19 protein-coding genes are annotated in these 22,878 nt (G+C 63.9%); 9 read left to right on the forward strand and 10 right to left on the reverse strand.

Features of this window, described 5'->3' with window-relative positions; all coding sequences use genetic code 11:
• Positions 1-2 precede the first annotated feature (2 nt).
• The 5 genes from ehuD to ehuR all read right to left on the reverse strand — a co-directional run bounded on the left by ehuD (position 3) and on the right by ehuR (position 4,878).
• A complete protein-coding gene (gene ehuD / locus AC56QX_RS31105) occupies positions 3-662 on the reverse strand; it encodes an ectoine/hydroxyectoine ABC transporter permease subunit EhuD (RefSeq protein ID WP_497112382.1) in 660 nt (219 codons plus the stop codon).
• A 34-nt stretch (positions 663-696) separates the two neighbouring features.
• Positions 697-1,356, reverse strand: a complete 660-nt coding sequence (gene ehuC / locus AC56QX_RS31110; protein ID WP_497112383.1) for an ectoine/hydroxyectoine ABC transporter permease subunit EhuC — start codon at positions 1,354-1,356, stop codon at positions 697-699.
• 132 nt (positions 1,357-1,488) lie between these two features.
• Positions 1,489-2,340 (reverse strand): ectoine/hydroxyectoine ABC transporter substrate-binding protein EhuB, encoded by an 852-nt coding sequence (gene ehuB, locus AC56QX_RS31115; RefSeq protein WP_497112384.1) that lies wholly within the window; start codon positions 2,338-2,340, stop codon positions 1,489-1,491.
• An 86-nt stretch (positions 2,341-2,426) separates the two neighbouring features.
• A complete protein-coding gene (gene ehuA, locus AC56QX_RS31120; protein ID WP_497112385.1) occupies positions 2,427-3,221 on the reverse strand; it encodes an ectoine/hydroxyectoine ABC transporter ATP-binding protein EhuA in 795 nt (264 codons plus the stop codon).
• A gap of 271 nt (positions 3,222-3,492) precedes the next feature.
• Positions 3,493-4,878, reverse strand: coding sequence for a MocR-like ectoine utilization transcription factor EhuR (gene ehuR / locus AC56QX_RS31125; RefSeq protein ID WP_497112386.1), 1,386 nt, complete (start codon positions 4,876-4,878; stop codon positions 3,493-3,495).
• An 83-nt stretch (positions 4,879-4,961) separates the two neighbouring features.
• Between ehuR and AC56QX_RS31130 the strand changes: the two genes are divergently transcribed.
• From AC56QX_RS31130 to AC56QX_RS31150, 5 genes are all read left to right on the forward strand, one after another.
• Positions 4,962-5,453: an Lrp/AsnC family transcriptional regulator gene (locus AC56QX_RS31130; RefSeq protein ID WP_497112387.1), complete on the forward strand. Its 492-nt coding sequence runs from the start codon at positions 4,962-4,964 to the stop codon at positions 5,451-5,453.
• 422 nt (positions 5,454-5,875) lie between these two features.
• Positions 5,876-7,369 carry an NAD-dependent succinate-semialdehyde dehydrogenase gene (locus AC56QX_RS31135; RefSeq protein WP_497112388.1) on the forward strand — a complete coding sequence of 498 codons (1,494 nt, stop codon included), beginning with the start codon at positions 5,876-5,878 and terminating at the stop codon, positions 7,367-7,369.
• 33 nt (positions 7,370-7,402) lie between these two features.
• Positions 7,403-8,782 carry an aspartate aminotransferase family protein gene (locus AC56QX_RS31140; protein ID WP_497112389.1) on the forward strand — a complete coding sequence of 460 codons (1,380 nt, stop codon included), beginning with the start codon at positions 7,403-7,405 and terminating at the stop codon, positions 8,780-8,782.
• An 8-nt stretch (positions 8,783-8,790) separates the two neighbouring features.
• Positions 8,791-9,894, forward strand: coding sequence for an alcohol dehydrogenase family protein (locus AC56QX_RS31145; protein WP_497112390.1), 1,104 nt, complete (start codon positions 8,791-8,793; stop codon positions 9,892-9,894).
• Between the two features lie 148 nt (positions 9,895-10,042).
• Positions 10,043-11,539, forward strand: coding sequence for an HAL/PAL/TAL family ammonia-lyase (locus tag AC56QX_RS31150; protein WP_497112391.1), 1,497 nt, complete (start codon positions 10,043-10,045; stop codon positions 11,537-11,539).
• Positions 11,540-11,589: 50 nt separating this feature from the next.
• Here the strand turns inward: AC56QX_RS31150 and AC56QX_RS31155 are convergent, their stop codons facing one another.
• Positions 11,590-13,029, reverse strand: coding sequence for an NAD(P)-dependent oxidoreductase (locus AC56QX_RS31155; RefSeq protein ID WP_497112392.1), 1,440 nt, complete (start codon positions 13,027-13,029; stop codon positions 11,590-11,592).
• 125 nt (positions 13,030-13,154) lie between these two features.
• The gene (locus tag AC56QX_RS31160; protein WP_497112393.1) at positions 13,155-14,501 is read right to left on the reverse strand and encodes an NAD(P)/FAD-dependent oxidoreductase; all 1,347 of its coding nucleotides are present in this window, start codon (positions 14,499-14,501) and stop codon (positions 13,155-13,157) included.
• 358 nt (positions 14,502-14,859) lie between these two features.
• Here AC56QX_RS31160 and AC56QX_RS31165 point away from each other — a divergent pair, with 358 nt between their 5' ends.
• Positions 14,860-16,710 (forward strand): ABC transporter ATP-binding protein, encoded by a 1,851-nt coding sequence (locus tag AC56QX_RS31165; protein WP_497117980.1) that lies wholly within the window; start codon positions 14,860-14,862, stop codon positions 16,708-16,710.
• Positions 16,640-18,601, forward strand: coding sequence for an ABC transporter ATP-binding protein (locus AC56QX_RS31170; RefSeq protein WP_497117981.1), 1,962 nt, complete (start codon positions 16,640-16,642; stop codon positions 18,599-18,601). The genes AC56QX_RS31165 and AC56QX_RS31170 overlap by 71 nt, the downstream gene beginning before the upstream one ends.
• A 53-nt stretch (positions 18,602-18,654) precedes the next feature.
• Here the strand turns inward: AC56QX_RS31170 and AC56QX_RS31175 are convergent, their stop codons facing one another.
• Positions 18,655-20,100: a DHA2 family efflux MFS transporter permease subunit gene (locus AC56QX_RS31175; RefSeq protein WP_497112394.1), complete on the reverse strand. Its 1,446-nt coding sequence runs from the start codon at positions 20,098-20,100 to the stop codon at positions 18,655-18,657.
• A 278-nt stretch (positions 20,101-20,378) separates the two neighbouring features.
• On the opposite strand from AC56QX_RS31175, the gene AC56QX_RS31180 reads away from it, so the two are divergent.
• Together AC56QX_RS31180 and AC56QX_RS31185 are read left to right on the forward strand one after the other, a co-directional pair.
• A complete protein-coding gene (locus tag AC56QX_RS31180) occupies positions 20,379-20,708 on the forward strand; it encodes a hypothetical protein (RefSeq protein WP_497112395.1) in 330 nt (109 codons plus the stop codon).
• A gap of 113 nt (positions 20,709-20,821) precedes the next feature.
• The gene (locus AC56QX_RS31185; protein ID WP_497112396.1) at positions 20,822-21,142 is read left to right on the forward strand and encodes a hypothetical protein; all 321 of its coding nucleotides are present in this window, start codon (positions 20,822-20,824) and stop codon (positions 21,140-21,142) included.
• 67 nt (positions 21,143-21,209) lie between these two features.
• Here the strand turns inward: AC56QX_RS31185 and AC56QX_RS31190 are convergent, their stop codons facing one another.
• Together AC56QX_RS31190 and AC56QX_RS31195 are read right to left on the reverse strand one after the other, a co-directional pair.
• Entirely contained in the window at positions 21,210-21,992 is a 783-nt protein-coding gene (locus AC56QX_RS31190; RefSeq protein ID WP_497112397.1) for an ABC transporter ATP-binding protein, read from the reverse strand.
• A gap of 10 nt (positions 21,993-22,002) precedes the next feature.
• Positions 22,003-22,866 (reverse strand): ABC transporter permease, encoded by an 864-nt coding sequence (locus AC56QX_RS31195; RefSeq protein WP_497112398.1) that lies wholly within the window; start codon positions 22,864-22,866, stop codon positions 22,003-22,005.
• Positions 22,867-22,878 lie beyond the last annotated feature (12 nt).

The following is a 22,878-nucleotide window of genomic DNA, read 5'->3' on the forward strand; positions in this document are numbered from 1 at the left end:
AACTACCTCTCGATCTTGCCGTAGCGGCGTTCCAGCCAGCGCAGCAGCACGACCGAACAGAGACTGATGGCGAGGAAGAATGCGCCGACCAGCGTGATCGGCTCGATGTAACGATAATAGGTGTTGGCGACGCTCTTCGCCTGGTTCATCAGCTCCAGCACGGTGATCGCCGAGAGCAGCGGCGTCTCCTTGAACATGGCGATGAAATAGTTGGCCAGTGCCGGGATCATCGGCGGGATGGCTTGCGGAATGATAATGTGCGTCCAGGTCTGCGTGGCGCTGAGATTGCACGCCTTGGCGGCCTCCCACTGGCCACGCGGCACATTGTCGATGCCGGCGCGGTAGACCTCGGCCGTGTAGGTGCCGTAGTGCAGACCGAGCCCGATGACACCGGCGACGAGCGGCGGCAGCAGAATGCCGATGTCGGGCAGCACGTAGAAGATGAAATAGAGCTGCACCAGAAGCGGTGTGCCGCGGATGAATTCGGCCGCCCAGCCGACAGTGCGCGACAAGGCCTTGTTGGGCGAGCGGCGCGCCAGTGCAATGCCAAGCCCGACAATCGCCGCCAGCACCGAGCCGAGCAGCGTCGCCAGGATAGTGATCTTCACCCCCTGGATCAGCGTCGGCATGATCTGCCGGACAAAATCCCAATCCCATTCCATCAGCAGACCCAATTTATCAGAAGGGCATTGGCCATCAGACGCGCACCCCATCGAGGCCGCGCGCCAAACGGCGTTCCAGCGAGCGCACACCCCATGAGATGAGCAGCGCCAGGATGAAATAGATGACCAGGATGGTGGTGAACGGCACCATGGTGTTGCCGGTCTGGGCGCGTACCACCTGGGCCTGGAAAGTGAGGTCGGCGAGCGAGATCAGCGAGACGACAGATGTGGCTTTCAGCAGTTCGATGGCGTTGTTGCCGAAGGTCGGCAGCATCACCAGAAATGCTTGCGGCAGGATGACGTGGCGCATGCCTTGCCAGCGGCCGAGATTGAGCGCGATGCAGGCCTCATGCTGCTCCCGGCCGATCGATTGCACGGCGCCGCGCACCACCTCGGCGGCATAGGCGCCGACATTCAAGCCCAGCGCCAGCACGCCGGCCTGCAGCGGGGTGAGCTCAAGGCCAATCAGCGGCAGCACGAAATAGGCGAAGAACAGCTGCACGAAGATCGATGTGCCGCGGAAGAATTCGATGTAGGCGGTGGCGAGCGCCCGCAGCGCAAAGAAGCGCGACAGCCGCCCCATGCCGGCGAGAAAGGCCATGATCAGGGCAAGCACCGACCCCATCAGCGTCAGCTCGATGGTGACAAGCGCTCCCTGGAATATCAGGCCGAGATAGCCGGACCACTGGGTCATGAAGTTCGAGGTTCCAACGTTTGATTCTGAAAGATGAGGGGGCGGCGCAAACTGAGCAGAGCATGGCGTCGCCCCTCATCCGTCACTTCGTGACACCTTCTCCCGTGAACGGGGAGAAGGAAAAAGTGCGCCCTACTTCGCCGAGCAGAGCTTGTCGCGTGTCGTCGACATCGCGGCAGCCGCCGAGAAACCATAGGGCTCGATGATCTTGGCGAACTCGCCCGACTTCTTCATCTTGGCCAGCTCGACGTCGAAGGCATCGCGTAGCGCCTCGTCGCCCTTCTTGAAGGCGGCGCCGTCGCAATAGACTGGCGCGCCCTGCACCGGCGCGATGACTTCGAGGGTCGGATCATTGGCCTTCTTCATCAGATCGTTGATCGACAGGACCGGCAGCGAATAGGCGTCGATGCGGCCGTCCTGCACCATCTTCAGGCCGCTCTGGCCATCCGGCACGACGATGACACGTTCGCGCGGCACGCCGGCATTGAGGGCCAGCTTCTCCTCGGTGCCACCACCCGGCGCGCCGATCGTGGCTGTCGTGTCCTTGGCGACATCCTCGTAGCTTTTGAAACCTTTCGGATTACCCTTCTTCACCAGCATCGCCTCGGCGTCGCACAGCACCGGCTCGGAATAGGCAACCGCCGCGCAACGCTCCGGCTTCATGAACAGGCCGGCAGTGACGACGTCGAAACGACCGGCCTTCAGGCCGGGGATCATCGCGCCATATTCGGAGATCGAGGCGACGATGTCGGCAACGCCAAGCCGTTTGAAGATCTCGCGCGCCACGTCGGGTGCGGCGCCCGAAACCTTGCCGTCGGCGGCGACAGCCGTATAGGGCGGCTCGTTGGCGATGGCGACGCGGGCGAAGCCCTGTGCTTTCAACTGATCGAGCTTGCCGTCGTCGGCCGACCCCGGAATCGAGGCGGCCAGAACCGCCGTCAGTGCCAGGCCGGCGACGCCGGCCAGAATGCCAAGTTTCTTCATTGTTCCCAACTCCTTGTTTCTTGTCTTGGTTTTGTTGATTCTGGTGTTGTTAAAGGGCAGCCTTCCGCCACCCTTTTCCACGGCGGTCAGACCCGATGTCCGGCCGCGATGATCTTCTTCAGGAAGCCTTGCGTGCGCTCCTGCTTGGGATTGCGGAATATCTCGTCGGGCTTGCCTTCCTCGACGATCCTGCCACGATCGAAGAACAGCACCCGGTCGGCGAAGTCATGGGCAAACCCCATCTCGTGCGTGACCAGCAGCATGGTCATGTCGGTCTCGGCGCAGAGCCGCCACAGAACATTGAGCACCTCCTCGACCAGTTCCGGATCGAGCGCCGACGTCACCTCGTCGAACAGCATGATCTTCGGCTGCAAGGCGAGCGCCCTGGCGATCGCCACACGCTGTTTCTGGCCGCCCGACAGCTGCGCCGGCATCGCCTTGGCCTTGTCGGCCATGCCGACCATGTCAAGCAGTTCCATCGCCCGCTTCTCAGCGGCGGCGCGCGGCATGCCCTTGGTCAGCATCGGCGCCAGCGTCACATTGTCGATGACGCTCTTGTGCGGAAACAGGTTGAACAGCTGGAAGACCATGCCGATCTTCTGCCGCATCCTGGCCAGATGCCGTTCGTCGGCCGGCAGCAGCTGGCCATTGCGCTCGATGTGGTAGAGTTGGTCGCCCTCGATCTGGATGTGGCCGCCATCGATGCGCTCCAGCGTCATCAGGATGCGCAGGATCGTCGTCTTGCCCGAACCGGACGGGCCGATCAGCGCCAGCTTCTCGCGCGGCATGACCTGCATCGACAGGCCGTCCAGCACCTTGAAGCTGCCGAAGCTCTTCGAGATGCCGTCGATCTTGATGATTGGAGTGGCGGTTGCGGACAAATGAATTTCCCCGTGCTGGAGAAGCCTGTGCCCTTAACGATGCGGAACGCACCAAATCATGTCAATTGGGAAAATAATATCATGACAATATTTCCCATTCCGCACAATTCTTGAGCAAGCGGGGCCAAGGAGTGTGCCGGGATTCGGGTCAGGCCGAGCCGAGAATGGGAGCCTCCGAGAACCGGAACGGAGCGTACTTTTCGTACCGGAGTACCGGAAGCGCAGGAGGCTGCCTTTTGCAGGCCGGCATCACCCGAATAGGGGCGCACTCCTAAATGGCAAGCAGCAAATGCTCTGGATCGCCAAGCAAGAGCTTGGTGACAACGCCAAGGCCGGCGCGCAGTTCCCCTTCGGTGGTCGAGCCCAGCGAGATGCGCACCGCTGGATGCCATGGCGCGTCCGAAATGCGGAAGGAGGTGCCCGGCGCGATCGCGACGCCCTGCAGCCGGGCCTGGGCGACAAAGCCCTCCTCGGCGCGGTCGTTGGGCAGTTGCAGCCAGATATGCAGCCCGTCGCGCAACGCGCGATAGTCGATCCCGGCAAGCACTTCGGCAGCGATGTCCTGCCGCCGCCGCAGTGCGGTGCGCTGCCAGCGGACGAGTTCCATCGCCGTGCCGTCGATCACCCATTTGGTGGCGATCTCGGCCACCAGCGGCGTCGCCATCCAGTTCGAAACCAGGTGCCGGTTGGCGACCGCGGCGACATAGCGGTCGGGCGCGGCGAGATAGCCGATGCGCAGGCCGGGCACGGTGATCTTGGTGAAGGAGGTGACGTAGAGCGTGCGCTCCGGGGCGAAGGCGGCGACCGGCGGCGGCCGGTCCTCGACCAGCGGGCCCAGCACATCGTTCTCGATGATGGCTATGTCGTGCTTGCGCGCAACCGCCGCGATTTCTTCGCGCCGCCGTGCATCCATCAGGGTTGCCGTCGGATTGATCACCGAGGGCTGCACGAACACCGCGCGGATGTCGGACAGCCGGCAGGCCTCGTCCAGCGCCTCGGGGATTACGCCGTTATCGTCGATCGGCAGGCCTTCGAGGTTGAAGCCGAGATAGCGCGCCAGCGGCACCAGCGTGTGGTGGCCGATCGCCTCGGTGGCGACGGTGGAGCCCGGCGGCGCCACGCTCATCAGCGCCACCGTCATGCCGGCGGTGGCGCCATTGGTCAGGCTGATGTTCTGCGCGGAGATGTCGAGTCCGCACAGTTTCAGCCATTCGACAGCGACCGTCCGGTGGCGCGGGAACACCATGTTGGGCCGGAAGGATAGCGCCGAACTCGAGGGAAGATTCTCGGCCAGCCAGCCCAACGCCTGCTTCAGCCGCTCCAGATGCATCGGCTCGCAAACCGGCTTCAGGATGGAGAGATCGATGACCTCGCCGAGGCGCTCCGGCAGATAGGGCGGCTCCGGCTCGCGGCGCTGCGTCTGGACGAAGCTGCCACGGCCGATCTCGCCGGAGATCAGGCCCCGCCGAATCAATTCCTCATAGGCGCGGCTGACCGTCTGCACTGACAGCTTGAGATCGTCGGCCAGCCGGCGATGCGTCGGCAGCCGCGCACCATTGGCGAGGCGGCCGTCATGGATGGCGCGCGCGAACTGGTCGGCCAGCGATTGATAGGCAGGCCGCCTTATGAGCGCGGGATCGGGTTGCCACAATGTCATGACTTATTAGAGATCGAAATCAGTGCAATTGACAATCGAAATAATGCGCCATCATGGTACTGTGGACGAAAAAGTGGGCGCTGATGACTGCTGCGAAACTCGACCCGATCGACCTCAAAATCCTCGACGCCATCCAGCGCGACGGGCGCATCACCAAGCTGGCGCTGGCCGAGCAAGTTGGGCTGTCGCCGACGCCTTGCTGGATGCGGCTGCACAAGCTGGAGAAGGCCGGCATCGTCTCTGGCTATCACGCCCGCATCGCCATGCGCGCCGTGGCGCCGGTCGCCACCGTGCTGATGGAGGTGACGCTGGCCAGCCATCGCCAGGCGGATTTCGACCGCTTCGAGCGCGTCATCCGCGACATTCCTGAGATCGTCGCCTGCTGGTCGGTGGGCGGCGGCGTCGACTATGTGCTGAAGGTGATGGCGCGCGACATCGATGCCTACCAGCGGCTGGTCGATAGCCTGCTGGAGCGCGAGATCGGCATCGACCGCTACTTCACCTACATCGTCATCAAGACGGTGAAGGACGATATTGCGCTGCCCATAGCCGACCTGTTGCCGGTGTCGCAGTGAGCTCGATCTCCCTTATCACCGCGCATCCAGGAGATGGCTGAAACGTCCATCACTTCGTCATCCTGGGGCGGAGCAAGGAGCGAAGCGACGCAGCGCAGACCCCAGGATCCATGCCGCGACCTCGAAAGCGCCACAACGGTGCAGAATTCTGCTCCGCTGCACTCTACGTCAGCGTCCCGGCATGGATCCTCGGGTCTCCGCGACGGAGCTACGCTCCTGCTCCGCCCGTGGATGACGACGTTGGGGAAGCTTCGGCCAACTATCACGGTTTGGGAGCAGCAGTCCGCTGGTTAGCCAGAGAGATCGTCTGCGCCCGCAGGCTAATAGAGACAACCTCTCTCCATAGAGCTGTCCAAACAGCCTCTCTGTCTGCCCACGATGGATAGTCTCCCGGCATCAGACCGCACCGGGAGGCCTCGACCATGTCCGCGCATTTCGCCCGCTCGCATCGCCATGACGCGCTCGACCGCCTCGCCGACCGCCGGCTGCTGCGCGAACTCGCTTATGTCGATGGGCACTGGACGGCAAGCGACGCCGCTGAAAGTTTTGAAGTCACCGATCCGGCGACCGGCACTACAGTCGCCTTCGTTGCCGCGCTGGATGCGCGGCAAACGACAAAAGCGATCGATGCCGCTGCGCGGGCCTTCCCCGCCTGGCGATCGTTGCTGCCGCAGGAGCGTTCGAAAATTCTGCGAAAATGGTTCGAGCTGATCATCGCCGCGAATGACGACCTCGCTCTGCTGATGACACTGGAACAAGGCAAGCCGCTGCAGGAATCGCTCGGCGAAATCGATTATGCCGCCTCCTTCGTCGAATGGTATGCGGAGGAAGCAAAACGCCTCAACGCCGAGAGCGTCACCAGCCATCTGCCGAACGCGGAAATGATGGTGCGGCGTGAGCCGCTCGGTGTTGTCGGCGTCGTGACGCCGTGGAATTTTCCCTCGGCGATGCTGACCCGCAAGGCGGCCGCCGCTCTCGCCGCCGGCTGCACCATTGTCGCGCATCCGTCCTCCGAAACGCCGCTGTCGGCGCTGGCGCTGGCTGAACTTGGCGAACGTGCCGGCCTGCCCGCTGGCGTCTTCAATATCGTCACCGGCAAGGCCGCGACGATTGTCGGCCGGATGTGCGAGGACCCGCGCGTCCGCGCCATGAGTTTTACCGGCTCGACCGAGATCGGCAGGCTGATCGCCGCCCAGAGTGCGCCGACGATGAAGCGGCTGGTGATGGAGCTTGGCGGCCACGCACCGCTGATCGTCTTTGCCGACGCGGATCTCGACAAGGCGGTCAGCATCGCCATCGACGCCAAATTCGCCACGTCGGGCCAGGACTGCCTCGCCGCCAACCGCATCTATGTCCAGCGCCCGGTCTACGAGCGCTTCTGCGCCACTTTCGCGAGGCGCATCGAGGCGTTGCGGACCGGCAACGGCCTTGCCCAGGAAATCGATATCGGGCCGCTGATGCATGAGCGCGCCGTGGCGAAGGTCGAAGAACAGGTCGCCGACGCCATCGCTCATGGCGCACGCTGCCTCGCCGGCGGCAAGCGGCATCAGGCCGGGCCATTGTTCTACCAGCCGACACTGCTGGCCGATGTCACTGACGAGGCGTTGATCATGCGCGAGGAGACCTTTGGGCCGGTCGCGGCAGTTACCCCGTTCGACAGCGAGGACGAGGTCATCGCCCGCGCCAACACCACCGAATATGGCCTCGTCGCCTATGTCGTGACCGAGAACGGCGCGCGCCAGCAGCGCCTGGGCCGCGCGCTCGACTACGGCATGGTCGCCATCAACCGCGTCAAGATCACCGGCGCGCCGATCCCGTTCGGCGGCGTCAAGCAATCCGGCATCGGTCGCGAAGGCTCGCGCCACGGCCTCGAAGCTTTCACCGATCTGAAGTATCTCTGCCTGGACGTCGCATAAGTCCGTTCGGCCACATCTCAAGGAGTAGAAAAAATGCTCGACCAGTCCAACGAACTCGCCGCCTGGGATCGCGACCACTTCTTCCATCCCTCGACCCACATGGGCACGCATGCACGGGGTGAATCGCCGACCCGCATCATGGCCGGCGGGGAAGGCGTCACCGTCTGGGACAACAATGGCAGGAAGAGCATCGATGCCTTCGCCGGCCTCTATTGCGTCAATGTCGGCTATGGCCGCCAGAAGATCGCCGATGCCATCGCCACCCAGGCCAGGAATCTCGCCTACTACCACGCCTATGTCGGGCACGGCACCGAGGCCTCGATCACTTTGGCCAAGATGATCATCGACCGCGCGCCCAAGGGCATGTCGCGGGTCTATTTCGGCCTCTCCGGGTCGGACGCCAACGAAACCAACATCAAGCTGATCTGGTACTACAACAATGTGCTCGGCCGGCCGGAGAAGAAGAAGATCATCTCGCGCTGGCGCGGCTATCACGGCTCGGGCGTGATGACGGGATCGCTGACCGGGCTCGACCTGTTTCACAACGCTTTCGACCTGCCGCGTGCGCCAGTGCTGCACACCGAGGCGCCCTATTATTTCCGCCGCGCCGACCGCTCGATGAGCGAGGAGCAGTTTTCGCAGCATTGCGCCGACAAGCTCGAAGAGATGATCCTGGCGGAGGGGCCAGAAACCGTCGCTGCCTTTATCGGCGAGCCGATCCTCGGCACGGGCGGCATCGTGCCGCCGCCGGCCGGTTATTGGGAGAAGATCCAGGCGGTGCTGAAGAAATATGACGTGCTGCTGGTCGCCGACGAAGTGGTGACGGGCTTCGGTCGGCTGGGCACCATGTTCGGCTCCGACCATTACGGCATCAAGCCAGACCTGATCACCATCGCCAAGGGCCTGACCTCGGCCTATGCGCCGCTGTCGGGCGTCATCGTCGCCGACAAGATGTGGCAGGTGCTGGTGCAGGGCTCCGACAAGCTCGGGTCGCTCGGCCATGGCTGGACCTATTCGGCGCATCCGATCTGCGTTGCCGCCGGCGTCGCCAATCTCGAACTGATCGACGAGATGGACCTGGTGACAAATGCCCGCGATACCGGTGCCTATTTCCGCGCCGAACTCGCCAGGGCGGTCGACGGCCACAAGAACGTTGGCGATGTGCGCGGCGACGGCATGCTGGCGGCGGTCGAGTTCGTCGCAGACAAGGACGACCGGGTGTTCTTCGATGCGTCGCAGAAGATCGGACCGCAAGTGGCGACAGCGCTGGCCGCAAGCGGCGTCATCGGCCGGGCCATGCCGCAGGGCGACATCCTTGGCTTTGCGCCCCCGCTTTGCCTGACGCGTGAAGAAGCCGACATCGTCGTTTCGAAGACGGCCGATGCGGTGAAGAGCGTGTTCGCCAATCTCTGAGATCGACGATGACTGCCATGACCAGAACCATACCCGCCACCATGGCCGCCGTGCTGCTCACCGGGCACGGCGGACCGGAAAAGCTCGTCTACCGCACCGATGTGAAAGTGCCTGTACCCGCCGCCGGCGAAGTACTGCTCAAGGTCACCGCTTGCGGCATGAACAACACCGATGTCTGGGTGCGCCAAGGCGCCTATGGCACGGAAGAAGACGCCGCCGCCGTGTCGACCTGGCGGAGGCAGGGCAACACGCTTGCTTTCCCGCGCATCCAGGGCACCGACACGGTGGGCACCATTGCTGCGATCGGCGAAGGCGTTTCGCCGAACCGTGTCGGCGAGCGGGTGATGGTCGATTTCTCCATCTACAACCGCGACGACGATTCGCTGGCCGACATCGACTATATCGGCCATGGCCGCGATGGCGGTTACGCCGAGTACCAGACCGTGCCGGCGCAGAATGCGCATGTCGTCGATACGGAGATGAGCGACGTCGAACTCGCCACCTTCTGCTGCGCCTATCTGACAGGCGAACAGATGCTGGAACGCGCAGCACTCAAGGCTGGCGAGCGCGTGCTGGTCACCGGCGCCTCGGGCGGTGTCGGCTCCGGCATCGTGCAATTGGCACGCGCGCGCGGCGCCATTCCCTATGCGGTCGTCGGCAAGGGCAAGGAACAGGCGGTGCTCGACATCGGCGCCGAAACCGTGATCACCCGCGGCGTCGCCGACCTGCCGCAAGCCGTGCATGAGGCCACCGGCGGCAAGCCGATCGACGTGGTTGCAGACCTCGTCGGCGGCGCGATCTTCAACGACTTGCTGCGTATTCTCAGGCCCGAGGGACGCTACACCACCGCTGGCGCAATCGCCGGCCCGGTCGTCCAGCTCGATCTCAGGACCATGTATCTCAAACAGTTGCAACTGCATGGCTCGAGCCAGGGCACGCGCGCCGATTTCCGCCGCATCGTCGGCTACATCGAGGCGAAAAAGATCCGCCCGCTGGTCGGCGGCGTCTACAGGCTCTCGGATTTCCACCACGCGCAAGCGGATTTCGTCGCCAAGGATTTTGTCGGCAAGCTGGTGGTGGTGCCCGACGCCGTTGCGGAGCGATCGGCGTAGTTTCAGAAATCCAGCGTCCTCGCCTCTGCCTGCCCTGTCACCGCTGTCCTAATGGGAATGGCTTGCAGTTCAGCCAGCGAGCCGCCACAAACAGTGACGCCCGCCGCGCCGCTGGTCCGGGCCTCTGGTCACAGGATACAGCCGAGACATGACAGCCCGGATGATACTGCTCGACGCCAAGCCACTTGGCGTGGCTGACGTCGCCGAGATCGCACGCCGCAATGCCCGGCTGGTGCTGGGCGAGGAGGCGATGCGCCGCATCCGGGCAAGCCGCGCCCTGATCGAGCATCTCACCGGGCTTGGCAAGCCGATGTACGGCGTCACCACGGGTCTCGGCGCCTGCGTCGACACGCCGCTCGCGCAGGCCGACCTGATCGCCTTCCAGCACAGCGTACCGCTCAGCCACAGCATGGGCATCGGACCGGCGCTGCCCACCGAGGCGGTGCGGGCACTGATGGCCGCGCGCATCTCGGGCATGGCCGCCGGCGGCACCGGCACCTCCGAACGCGTGGTCCTGGGCCTTGTCGCAGCGCTCAATGCCGGCGTGCATCCGGTGATCCCAACCTGGGGTTCGATCGGCGCGGCCGACCTTGCCCATCTCGGCCATATGGCAAGGTCGCTGCGCGGCGATGGCGAAGCGGAGTTCCAGGGCAGGATCATGCCCTCCGCCGAGGCGCTTGCCTTGGCCGGGCTCGAGCCGCTGGACCTGCGCGAGAAGGACGGCCACGCCATTATCGTCGCGAACAGCCTGTCGACCGGAACGGCGTGCCTATGCCTTGAGGACGTCGCCCATCTCATCGACTGGGCGCTGGCTGCGGTGGCGCTCAACTACGAGGCATTCCGCTCCTCCCTCACGGCGATCGACGAGCAGGCGCTGGCCGCGCGGCCGGCCTTCGGCCAGCGCGAGATCGGCGCGCGGCTGCGCACGGAGCTGGCGGGAAGCGGCCTGTGGAAGGACAGAGCGGCGCGGCGCCTCCAGGATCCGCTCAGCTATCGCTGCGTGCCGCAGGTATGGGGCGGCCTCCTCAACGCCTTCGAACAGGCGCGGCTGGCGACCGAGATCGAACTGACCCATTCGGGCGACAACCCCGTCATCCTGGCCAAGTGTGAACGGGTTATTTCTAACGGCAATTTCGACCTCACGGCGATGACGCTGGCTTTCGAACAGCTGGGCCAGGCTCTGGCGCATTGCGCCGTCGGCACCGCCAATCGCTGCATGAAGCTGATGTCGCCTGTTATCGCCGACCTGCCGCGCTTCCTGTCGGCCAGAGGCGGCAGCCGCCAGGGCTATGCGGAACTGCAGAAACCGTTGTCGGCGCTGGAAGCCGAGATCCGGCATCTGGCCAATCCGATGTCGCTTAGCCCGCTCGCCGTTTCGGACGGTATCGAGGATCAGTCGTCGATGGCGCCCAGGGTAGTGGCCAAGACCGCCGAAATCATCAAGCGCATGCGCTATCTCGTGGCGATGGAACTGATCTTCGCGGCGACGGGCGTCGAGTTGCGCGGCGTCGTCGACAACATGGGCGAAGGACCGCAACGCACCTTCGCCGCTGTCCGCGCGCTCGTCAGCCCGCTCGACGACGATCGCGAGATGAGCACGGACATGACGCGGATGGCGCGGATGGTGGCGGGACCACGGTACTGAGCCGGCACTTCTTCCCGCCGCGATTCTAAATCCGCTGCGGCAGGTCGAGTCTATTGATAAGGGCCCCTGAGGTTCAGCTTCTCGGCCAGAAGGCAAAAACGGTCGATCAACCGGACGAGCTCTTCGCCCTGTTCGGTGACGATCGTGCCGCGCTCGGCGGGCGGCGTGTCCGACAGAGCTTTCCACAACCGGCTTTGCTGATCGGAGACATCCGCCAGTTCAGAGCAGTCGTCGGCGGTCAATTTCAAAAGGTGATCCGCCGTCACCGGTCCGATGCCTGGAGGCGTCGTCGCCCCACGGGAAAGATAGCCCGGCGGCACCGTGCCCTTCGCATTCGCCACCGATTTGCGGCAGATGACATCGAACAGCTGATCGACAGCCTGCTTGGCGCCGGCAACGCGCGAGGGATGGTCGGTATCGGCTGCCGCATGCGGCAGAAGTTCAAGTTTGTCGCCATGCCTTTCGACGAGGTCGAGATAGGGCAGCATCGGGCCGGACAGACGCCCGGTCGAGGCATCCTTGAACAGATCGGCATCGATGGCGGCATGGCGCACCTGCCCTGCATCCAGCGCGACGCCAAGGGCCGCAACGTCGACAAGCTCGCCGCGATCGTAATTGACCAGAACCGCGCCCTTGTTCATGCGGGCCAGGACATCCGCGCCAATGATCCCGGCATTGGCATAGCGCCCGCTTTGCGCATCCTGCTTGCCCAGTCCGACATGGACGCTCAGCACATCGGCACCTTCAGCCGCTTCGACAAGGTCTGGCGCAAAGGCAAAGCCCTCGGCTTCCACCCAGTCGCGGTGCCGTGGCCGGGCGTGGATCGCGACGCGCATGCCGAAGGCGCGGGCGAGCTTGGCGACCTCCCTGCCGATATTGCCGTAGCCGATGACGGCAATCGTCTTGCCTTCGAGCTTTTCAGTCGGGAAATCGCGCAGTTCCCTGCCGGTGTCGAAATCGCCGCGCGCCACCCGCTCGTGAAGCCTGTCGACCGGAAGATCCGGCAGCACTTTCAAAATCGCCTTCATCACCATCTGCGCCGTGGCACGGCTGTTGATGCCGGGCGTGTTCATCAGCACGGCGGTGCCACCCTCACCACTGCCGCCGCCCCAGGAGCGCGACCCCATATTGCCGGTGCCGGCGCCGATCCGCACGCCGGCCAGCGGGAAAACGGTCTCGGCGGGCAGGAAGGTCGCAGCGGCGATGACGGCGTCATAGCGCCCGTCGCCAGCGGCTTCGATCAGCTTGTCGCGGGTGCTGAGGTCGGGCTGGTAGAAGAAATGCACCCGGCCCTGTTCGAGGCCTGTTTTGTCGCCAAGTGCTGCCGCATGAAAGCGGCCGCCCTTGGCCTCGATATGCGCGCGCACTTCGCTCGGGTCAGGCTTGCCGTCAGGTCCGAAGCGCAGGCCGACCAGATCGCAGATCAGCACGGCGTAGACGCTTTTCGGGTCGATCGGCTCCGCGGCCTGTGGGCTGGTGTTTGCCGTCACGTCGTTTCCCTCATGCAAGAACGGCAGGCCCGCTGCAGCAGCAGCCTGAACAATCAGAACCTATCCGCCCGGAAGGGTGTCAGATCGATCACCGGCGGCAAACCGGCGGCAAGTTGCGACACGATCTAGAGGCTGGGTCCCAGCTCGATCGGGCTGCCGTCGCTGAAGCGCGATTGACGGAACCTGTGAAGATTATGTCCGATCTCGTTTCCCTGGACGAGGTCGGACACGATACGGCCCATCCCAGGGCCGATGCCGAAGCCGTGACCGCTCATCCCGGTGGCGATGACGAGACCCGGAATTTCGGCGGCACGATCAACGATCGGCACGACATCCGGCATCGCATCGATCATGCCCGCCCAGCTCGACTTGAGCGGCACTGTCTTGAACTGTGGGAAAAGTGCCTTGAATTCGCGGTCGATGTCGCGCAGCGCCGAGGTTTTGGGGGCGGGATTGAGGATGCGCATCCGTTCGAACGGGCTTTCCTCGTCGGCGTTCCACCTGCGTGGGGTCGACCAGCTGTCCGGAAACCCTCGCGGCGCCGCCGGCAAATAGCGGGTGCCAAAAGGATTGGCCATCAGGGCGGAAACATATTTGCGCGCGTGACGAAACGCGTCAGGCCCAACATAGAGCTGATTGGAGCCTCCCGATGCCAGCGTGTAGCCGCCATCCTGCCGGCGCCGGAATGCGACATGGCTGTCGGCGACGGCACCCGCATGGATTTCGGGCATCGGTCCGGTCGCGGCGACAGTCGCCCTGACGCTGAGCTGCGGGATAGAGACGCCATGTGCACGCAGAAATAGCGACGTCCACGCACCACTGGCGACGACAGCGTTCGAGGTGGCGATACGGCCCTGCTCGGTCCACACCCCGCTGACGCGTCCAGCCGATATGTCGAGCATGCGCGCCGCACAATTCTCGATGATGGTGACGCCCTGCCGGGCGGCTAGGCGAGCAAGCGCCGGCACCGCGACCCAAGGCTCGGCGCGCATGTCCGATGGGGTGGTCATTGCGCCCTTGAAAGAGCGCGACATGGCCGGGATCAGCCTGGCTGTCTCGCCTTGGTCAAGAAGACGCGTGTCGACGCCGTGCGCCTCGGCGATCTTCAGGAACTTCGCGAAGCCGGCCATCTCCTTGTCCGTTCGCGCCAGATAGGTGACGCCCGTCTGCTTCAACCCGATATCTTCACCGCACTCTTCGGCCAGTTGCCGCCAGAGGCGTTGCGCTTCGATCACAACAGGCAGTTCAGCGGCATCGCGACCCTGCTGCCGGATCCAGCCCCAGTTGCGCGACGACTGCTCGCCGGCGATGCGCCCCTTTTCCAGCAATGTCACCGAAATGTTCCGTCGCGCCAGGAACAAAGCCGTGGTCACGCCGATGACGCCACCGCCAACGATCACAACCTCCGAAGCCTTCGGCAACGGCGCTTGAAACTGGATCGGCATGGCTTCGGTGAAGGGAAAATGTGTCAAGGAAGACTGACCTCTTGCTATTCGCGGCGGTGCCGGCCCGCGCTGCCGGACTGTCCGCTTCCGTGGAATCTCGGCGCTGCGTGACAGAACTGATAGTCCGTCAAGGCTGGGTCGAGCTGGAGAATCTGCGCGTCAATGCCATGAAATTGTTTGTGCCAGTGAAAGTCGCCTCGACACCATGACATCAATTTTGACGGCAAGACCGCGAACGCCGGCACCGCCTGTCAGGCACAGTGCGATACCGCCATTGGCCCCTTGAAGGGTCAAGTCGCACACGCGTAACATCGTGCCATCAGAACTGAGTCTGCTTCATTCGTCCGGGCTAATGTCCGGATTGGACTGGATATTTTCCTTGGCAATGGATGCAACCAGCGGCGCGGCGAAGCGCGGCAAATCATTTGCCCATGTGGCGGAAGCCTCCTGGGGCAAGGGCCTCAGCACCTTGCTGCGCATCGTGCGCATGACGCTGCGCCATCCCTGGCAAGTCGCCATCACCCTCGTCTCGACCTTTATCGCCGCAACGCTTCAGCTTTTCATCCCACGCCTGCTGGGGCGCGCCATCGACCAGGCGCAAGGCGTGATGGCCGCGGGCGCCGGCACAGCCGCGGAGCAGGCGCTGTGGCACACGGCGCTGACCCTGCTTGTCGTCAGCATCCTGCGCGGCCTCTTCACCATGGCGCAGAACTACTATGGCGAGGCCGTCGGCCACCGCACCGGCTATGAACTGCGCCTGGCTTTCTACGAAAAGATCCAGCGCCTGAGCTTTTCCTACCACGACAAGGTCCATACTGGCGATCTCATCACGCTCGGACTGCTCGATCTCGACGGCGTGCGCATGTTCTTTTCCACCGGCATCCTGCGCGTGGTCCTGCTCGGTGTGCTGATTGGCGTCGGCGCCTATCTCTTGATCAGCACCGACCTCGTACTCGGTCTGCTCAGCCTGAGCTTCGTGCCGTTCGTCGCCTGGCGTTCCTCGGTGACCCAGCTCAAGCTGCGCAGCACATGGCTGACGCTGCAGGAGCGGCTGTCGGTGCTGAGCCGGGTGATGGACGAGAATCTCGGCGGCATCCGTGTCGTTCGCGCCTTCGCGGCGCAGCGCCATGAGCTCAAGAAATTCGACCGCGCCAAGCAGGATGCGCTGGAGCTGGCCAATCAGCGCGTCGACATCCGCGTCTCCAACACCAGCGCCATGAACTTTTCCTTCCTGGCGGCCATGGGCCTGGTGCTGTGGTTCGGCGGCCAGAAGGTGATTGCGGGCCAGATCAGCGTCGGCACGCTGGCCCAGTTCCTCACCTTCATGACCATCCTGCAGATGCCGGTGCGCCAGCTCGGCCTGATGGTCAACTCGTTCGCGCGCGCCTCGACTTGCGGCACGCGGCTGTTCGAACTGCTCGACACCGAACTCGACATCAAGGATGCGCCCGACGCCAGGGATCTCGTCATCACCGAGGGCGTGCTGCGCTTCGACAATGTCGGCTTCCGCTATGAGGGCGCCGGCGACCGTCCAACGCTGTCGGGCATTTCCTTCGAGGCCAGGCCCGGCGAAACGATCGGCATTGTCGGCCCGCCTGGCAGCGGCAAGTCGACCATCGCGCACCTGATCCCACGCTTCTACGATGTCACCTCGGGCGCGATTACCATCGACGGCCAGGACATTCGCAAGGTCACACTGCAATCGCTGCGCAAGGTGGTCGGCGTGGTGCAACAGGACGCCTTCCTGTTCACCACCTCGATCGAGAACAACATCGCCTATGGCAACCCCTGGGCGCGCGAGACCCGCATCGGCCAGGCCGCCGAGTACGCCCAGTTGCACAACTACATTATCGGGCTTCCGGCCGGCTACACCACCGTCGTCGGCGAACGCGGCGCCTCGCTTTCCGGCGGCCAGCGCCAGCGCCTGACCATCGCGCGCAGCCTGATGCTGCGGCCTTCGGTTCTGGTCTTCGACGATTCCACCGCGGCCATCGATGCCGGCACCGAGCAGCGCATCCGCGCGGCGATGAAGCGCTTCGCCCGGGATCGCGTGACGCTGATCATCTCGCACCGGCTGAGTTCGCTGATGCATGCCGACCAGATCCTGTTCGTCGAAGGCGGCCGCATCGTCGAGCGCGGCACGCATGAGGAGTTGCTGGCGCTTGGTGGACGCTATCGCGCGCTTTACGACCTGCAGCTGCGGCCGGACGACGACCGGCTCGAGGGAGCCGCGTAATGTCAACGCGGGACGACGACGAGAAGGACGACAAAGGGGGCGGCCGACCAAGGCGGTTGTCGGCTCGCATCGCGACGAGGAAGAGGTCTTCGGCAAGGCCTATGATCCGCGCATTGTGCGGCGCATCTGGAGCTTTGTGCAGCCGTATCAGGGCCGGATCTTCATCTCGGTCGCGGCGGTGCTGGTGTTCACGCTGACGCAGCTGGCGATCCCGCTGGTCATCCGCTACGCGATCGACCACGGCATGGCGGCGGGCAGGCTCGACCGTTCGGTGATGATCTCCGCGACCGTCACTTTCACCGTGATCATCCTCATCAACTATGCCGCCAGCCATGTGCAGGAGAGCGTCGTCGGCAAGGTCGCGGAGAATGTGCTGTCCGACCTGCGCCGCGCCATGTTCAGCCATCTGCAGCGTGTGTCGCTGAGCTTCATGGACAAGACCGAGGTCGGCCGGCTGATGTCGCGCCTGCAGGGCGACGTGAATTCGATGCAGGAATTCCTCGAAACCTCGGTGATGTCGGTGGGCGACATCGTGTTGCTGTTCGGCATTGTCACCGTGCTTTTGTGGCTCGATTTCCGGCTCGGACTCTTGACGCTGTCGACCATGCCGGTGCTGTTCATCGTGCGCCTGTTCTGGCTGCCGCGCGCCAAGGTTGCCTTCATGGCCGCGCACGAGACCAACTCCATCGCCAATGGTGCGCTGGCGGAAGGCATCCACGGCGTGCGCACCGTGCAGAGCCTGGAGCGCCAGCATGTCAATTTCGACCTTTATGACGAGAAGGTGCTGGCCAACCTCAACGCCCATCTGCGGTCGGCGAGATACGCGCAGGTGATGGTGCCGATCGTCGACACGCTGACCGGCATCGCCATGGCGACGGTCATCGTCGTCGGCGGCTCGATGGTGCTGTCGCACAGCCTCGATGTCGGCGTCATGGTGGCTTTCCTGTTCTACATCCAGCGCTTCTTCGACCCGATCCGCTCGCTCACCATGCAGTACAGCGTGATGCAACGCGCCATGGCTTCGGGCCAGCGCATCTCCGAAGTGCTCGACGTGCCGGTGGATGTCAGCGACAAGGACAATGCGGTGGCGCTGTCGCGCGACATGGACGGCTCGGTCGAATTCAGGAACGTCACCTTCGGCTACCGGCCGAACCAGCCGGTGCTGAAGAACATCTCCTTCCGCGTCAACCCGGGCGAGACGGTCGCCCTTGTCGGCCCGACCGGGTCGGGCAAGTCGAGCTCGATGGCGCTGGTGCACCGCTTCTACGATGTCTGGTCAGGCGAGGTGCTGGTCGGCGGCCATGACGTGCGCGACCTGACGCAGGATTCGCTCGGCGATCAGGTGGCCATGGTGCTGCAGGAGCCGTTCCTGTTCTCCGGCACGGTGCTGGAAAACATCCGCTATCACAAGACCGGCGCCAGCCGCGACGAAGTGGTGCGCGCCGCACAGGCTGTCGGCGCGCACGACTTCATCGAGCAACTGCCCGATGGCTACGACACCGAACTCGAGCAACGCGGCGGCAACCTCTCGCTCGGCCAACGCCAGTTGATCAGTTTCGCGCGCGCATTGGTGGCCGACGCCAAGATCCTGGTGCTCGACGAGGCCACCGCCAGCATCGATTCCTACACCGAGATGCTGATCCAGAAGGCGCTGATCAAACTGCTGGAGGGTCGCACCGGGTTGGTCATCGCCCATCGGCTGGCCACCATACGCGGCGCCGACCGCATCATTGTGCTGCAGAACGGCGAGATCGTCGAAAGCGGCAACCACGAACAGCTGATGCAGGAGAAAGGCCTCTACGCCCGCCTCTACAACATGAACTACGCCTCGTTCGACGACATTTCGCAGGAAGAAATGGGCATGGACGCGGCGGTCGGCAAAGCGACGTGAGGGGGTACGGCAGGGTTCGAACCGAACGGATCGCCTGCCCCGCCTGAGAGAACCTATTTGCGAATTCCCCTGACGTGGCCGCTGACCTGCACGCCGTCCTCGGCGCGCAGGTACAGGAAGCCGGGAATGGAGATCAGCGGGATGATCGCGGTCAGCAGGAACACCTGGTGAAAGCGCTCCGGCGTGAGCACGTGGGTCTCCCCCGCAATCAGGCCCAGCAGCATGGCGGCGATCGAGACGCCGAGCGAAACGCTGAGCTGCTGCAGCACGCCGCCAAGGCTGGTGGCACGGCTGAGCTTGTCGGCCGGCAGGTCGGCATAGGATAAGGTGTTGGAGGTCATGAACTGCGCCGAGCGAACGATGCCGAACAGGAAGACGTAAACGCCGATCATCCAGTGCGGCGTGTCTGGCCCCATCAAGGCGAAACCGGCCACGGTGGCCGAGCCGACGACCGCGCTGCCGATCAGCACGACACTGAAGCCGAAGCGCCGCAGCAGCGGTGACAGCAGCGGGCGCATCAGCAAGGCGCCGAAACTGCCGACGAATGTCAGCGAGCCCGAGGTGACCGGGCTCATGCCGAAGCCAAGTTGCAGCATCAGCGGCAGCAGGAACGGCACGCCGTTGAGACCGACGCGGCACAGGCCGCCAGCAAGCGTGCCGACCCAGAAGGAGCGAAAGCGAAACAGCGTCAGGTCGACGGCCGGCGCCACGACGCGGCGCGCGTAGCGTCCGAAGGCGAGCAGCAGCAGGACGGAAGCGGCCAGCACCAGCACCGTCGCGGAAACGGGAATGATCGGCCGGCCGATGCTTTCCAGTCCGAATTGCAGCAATGCGACGCCGAACCCCACCATCAGGAATCCGGCGAAGTCGAAGCGCTGCACCGCTTCCTCGTGGAAATCGTCGACAAAGCGCAGCGCCGCCAGAATGCCAACGCAGCCGAACGGCACATTGACGTAGAAGATCCAGCGCCACGACGCGTAGGTGGTCAGCAGGCCGCCGAGCAGTGGCCCGATGACCGGCCCCATGATGGCCGGCAAGGTCATGTAGGTCATGGCGGTGATCAGCCCGCTGCGCGGAAAGCTGCGCAGCAGGATCAGCCGACCGACCGGCGTCATCATGGCGCCGCCCAGCCCCTGCAGCGCGCGCATGGCCAGCAACATGCCGAAACTGTTGGCCATGCCGCACAGTGCCGAGCCCAGGGTGAAGGTGAACAGCGCCAGCGCGAACACACTGCGCGCGCCGAACCTGTCGGCGAACCAGCCACTGACGGGAATGAACACGGCAAGCGTCAGAATGTAGGTGGTGATCGCCAGGTTGAGCCGGACCGGCGTCGTGTCGAGGCTTTGCGCGATGGCCGGGATCGCAGTGGTGATGATGGTGGAATCGAGCTGCTCCATCAGAAAGGCGATGGCGACGATGATCGGGATGATCAGCCTCAGCCGGGGATCACGCTCGGTGGCGAATTGAGGCTGTTCCAATGCTGCGGCCAATTCCGTCATGCAGGCTGCTTACATGCTTTAGCCAAAGTGGCGCATCCCGGTTCAAAGGCAAGATAGTGCGCCAGCCAGCTGGGGCCTGATCGCACGGCCCGTCTTATGGTCCGACAAATAGGTCAGGGGTAGTCATTTCGACCCTGCCGGAAGTCAACAAATCTTGACCGGAGCCATCAGTTCGACAGGGACATCGGCGAACGTTCCGTCCCGATTTCGTGAAGGAACGTGTCCGGCGAGGGACCACCTTCCTCCCCATATCTCTGGAACGGAAAGGAGACATTCCCATGAAAAGGCAACTCGTATTCATCAGCTCCATCCTGCTGGCCTTGGCCACGAGCGCGATCCCGTTTGCCACCGTCGCCGATGCCGCCGTCGTCAGGCACCATTTTGTCCACGTCAGCGCTGCCCATGGCGGCTATACGCAGGCCGCGCACGGTGGACGCGCAAGGCACGGTGGCTGGGTTGGCGGCGGTTGGACTGCCGAGAATTCGGCCACCGGCAATGGCTGGATGGACAGCTACTACAATGGCTACGGCAGTTACCATGGCTACGTCGGTGACTTCTGCGGAACCATCGAGTGGACCCTCGACCTCTGTGGTCCCCACGGCCCCTGATTGCTGACCATACCACGCGACGCTCCGTCCCGATTTCGTGAAGGAACGTGTGCCGTGAGGAGGCCGTTTTTCTCCCATGCGCAAGTGTCGCAAAACAAACGGGAGTAACGCTCATGAAAAGGCAATTGGTATTCGCAAGCTCGATCGTGCTGGCATTGGCAACAGGCACGATTTCATTCGCCACCACGGCCGACGCCGCGTTCGTCAGGCACAACAGCGGCGGCCATGCCCATTTCAGCGGCGGCGGCCATTTCGGTGGCGGGCAGAGATACGCCTTTCACCGCGGATATGGACACGGTCGCCACTGGGCTGGCGGCGGCTGGCGAGGCGGCTATTACGGCGGCTACTATGATTATTGTGGACCGGTCCAGCTGGCGCTCGGACTGTGTGTCCCATACCGGTCCTATTATTATGGCCCCTTCGGAATCCTCTGATCTCTATCCGGCCATGGCAGCCGCTCGGGTGCCATGGCTCCATCGGAACCAGCAGGGTGCCCAGATGCTAAGCCATTTCGGGACGTCTTGACGCCTCGCGGATCGCCTTGTGCACGCCGCGCTGCAAATCCATGAAGGCCGGGGTTTCCATCACCTCTTCCCGGCGCGGGCGCTCGATATCGACATTGAAGGTCTGCATGATGCGTCCCGGACCGATCCCCATGACGACGATGCGGTCCGACAGATAGACCGCCTCCTCCACATCATGCGTGACGAACAGCACGGTCAGCCTGTGCTCTTCCCAGATCTGGGTCAGCAGCTCCTGCATCTGATGCCGGGTCAAGGCATCGAGCGCGCCGAATGGCTCGTCCATCAAGAGCATCTTAGGACGATAGGACAGCGCACGCGCAATGGCGACGCGCTGCTTCATGCCGCCCGACAGTTCGGACGGATAGCGGTCGGCACTCTGCGACAGCTTGACGAGGTCGAGATGCTCGAGCGCGATCTCGCGGCAGGCCGTGCGATCGTAACCGGCGGCCTTGAGGGCAAACTCGATGTTCTGCCGCGCCGTCAGCCAGGGAAGCAGCGTGTAGGACTGGAAGACGACGCCACGGTCGAGACCCGGCTGCAGGATCGGCGCGCCATCGATGCTGAGATCACCGGCGTCGAAATCCTGCAGTCCGGCAACGATCGACAGCAGCGTGCTCTTGCCGCAGCCGGACGTGCCGACCAGCGAGACGAACTCATTGTCGGCAAGATCGAGGTTGATGTCGCGCAGCACTTCCGTGCGCCGCTCGCCCGTGCCGAAGCTCTTGTCGAGACCAGCGATGCGCAATTTGGGACCAGTCATCGGCGGTTCCTCATTGCGAGTGGCCATCCTGCCGGAAGAGCACTTTTTCCAGGGCCTTCATGACCTGATCGGTGATGAGACCGAGCAAGCCCAGCAGAAGGATGTAACCGATGATGGTGTTGGTCTGGAAATAACGCTGCGACACGGTGATGCGATAGCCGAGCCCCGACGTCGCCGCGACAAGCTCGGCCAGCACCAGCCAGGTCCACGCCCAGCCGAGGCTGATGCGCAGCGTGTCCCAGATGCCCGGCAGAGCGCTGGGCACGACGATGCGCGTCAGGATCTTGCGGTCCGGCAGGCCGAGCGTGCGCCCAAGGCCGATGAAATCGGCGGGAACCCGCTTCACATTGTCCATGATCATCAGCACCTGCTGGAAGAAGGTGCCGATGAAGATGATCAGGAATTTCTGCGTATCGCCGGTGCCGGCCCACAGGATGGAGAGCGGCACGAAAGCGACAACCGGCATATAGCGGATGAAATCCACCAGCGGCTCGATGGCCGCTTCCCAGGAGCGGAAACTGCCGATCAGCACGCCGATCGGGATCGACAGTGCCGAGGCGATGAGGAAGCCGATGGAAATGCGATACGCCGAGGCCGTGAGGTCCACCCACAGTGTGCCGTCAGTCGCGAGCTTGGCGATCTGGATCGCGACGCTGCCGGGCGACGGTAGGAAGATCGGTTTCACCCATTCCAGCCCGGTCGCCGCCCACCAGGCGAGGCCAATCCCGACAAAGACGGCCACCGCAATCATCAGGAAATGCGACCTGGCGATGGGCATGCCGATCCCGGAGGATCGGCGGCGCCCGGCTTGCTTCGTGGCCGCCTTTGGCACGGGGCGCGCCAAGCCGGTTTTCGCGGGGGGCTCCGCGGACATCTGCGTTACCAC

The organism is Mesorhizobium sp. RCAM 06353, from assembly GCF_059683585.1.